A 1,214-nucleotide genomic window follows, 5' to 3' on the forward strand; every position below is an offset into this window, starting at 1 on the left:
GGGGTGATCAGCGCCGGGATCATCCCGAAGGCCCACCAGCGGCCGTGCCGCGCCACCCACTTCTGGCCCTTGACCAGGTACCCCGTCCCCGCCACAAGATCTCGCATAGGGGGAAGGGTAGGGGCTGGCCGTCGGCAGGTCATGTCGGCGCCGTCGCAGTCCGGTGACCGGCCGCGCGGCAGCGCGCGCAAGCGCGTGTACCGAGCCGAAACGCCGCACCGGGCCGGGAAACGCCGCACCGGGCCCGGGAGCCTCCGCAACGGCTCCCGGGCCCGGCGTTCGCGGCCGGTGTGCCCCGGATCAGGCAGCCGGTTCCACCGCCGCGGCCCGCCGCCGCCGGCCCACCACGGCCGACGCCGCCAGCACGATCGCTGCGGCGACCAGCGACAGGTACATCTGCTTGCGCCCGTCGGCGTCGGTGAACATGTAGGCCACCACGAAGCCGATCATGCCGATCGCGGTCCAGGTGAGGTAGGGGTACAGCCACATCCGGACGGTCAGCCGCTCCGGCGTCTCACGCTCGATGATCTTGCGCATCCGCAGCTGGGAGAAGCAGATCACCAGCCAGACGAAGAGCGCGACGGCGCCCGAGGAGTTGAGCAGGAAGGAGAAGACGGTGTCGGGGGAGGTGTAGTTGAAGAAGACGGCGATGAAGCCGAACACCACCGAGCACAGGATCGCGACCCGCGGCACGCCGCGGTCGGTCACCGAGGCGAAAACCTTGGGGGCGTCGCCGCGCTGGCCGAGCGAGAAGGCCATCCGGGAGGCGGTGTACATCCCGGAGTTGAGGCAGGAGAGCACGGCGGTCAGGACGATGACGTCCATCACCTGGCCGGCGCCGGGGATGCCGATGTGCTCCAGCACGGCGACGTACGGGCTGCCCTTGACGGCCTCGGAGTCCCACGGCAGCAGGGTGACCACGAGCAGGATGGAGCCCAGGTAGAAGACGCCGATGCGCCAGATCACGCTGTTGGTCGCCTTGCTGACCGCCTTCTCCGGGTCCTCCGACTCGCCGGCGGCCAGGGTGACGATCTCACTGCCCATGAAGGCGAAGACGACCGTGAGCATGCCGGTGAAGACCGCGCCCATGCCGTGCGGGAGGAAGCCGCCGTGGCCGACCAGGTTCTCGGTGCCCACCGCCTGGGTGTCGGGCAGCAGGCCGAACGCGGCCAGGGTGCCGATCACCAGGAAGGCGGCGATCGCCACCACCTTGA

1 protein-coding gene is annotated in these 1,214 nt (G+C 70.2%); it reads right to left on the reverse strand.

Annotation, left to right across the window (positions count from 1 at the left end; all coding sequences use genetic code 11):
- Positions 1 to 300 precede the first annotated feature (300 nt).
- Positions 301 to 1,214 (reverse strand): amino acid permease (locus MCM47_RS41100; RefSeq protein ID WP_238951868.1); only part of this gene is annotated, 914 nt, incomplete at its 5' end.

Origin of the sequence: Kitasatospora sp. A2-31 (genome assembly GCF_022288725.1) — a bacterium.
Lineage (GTDB): Bacteria > Actinomycetota > Actinomycetes > Streptomycetales > Streptomycetaceae > Kitasatospora.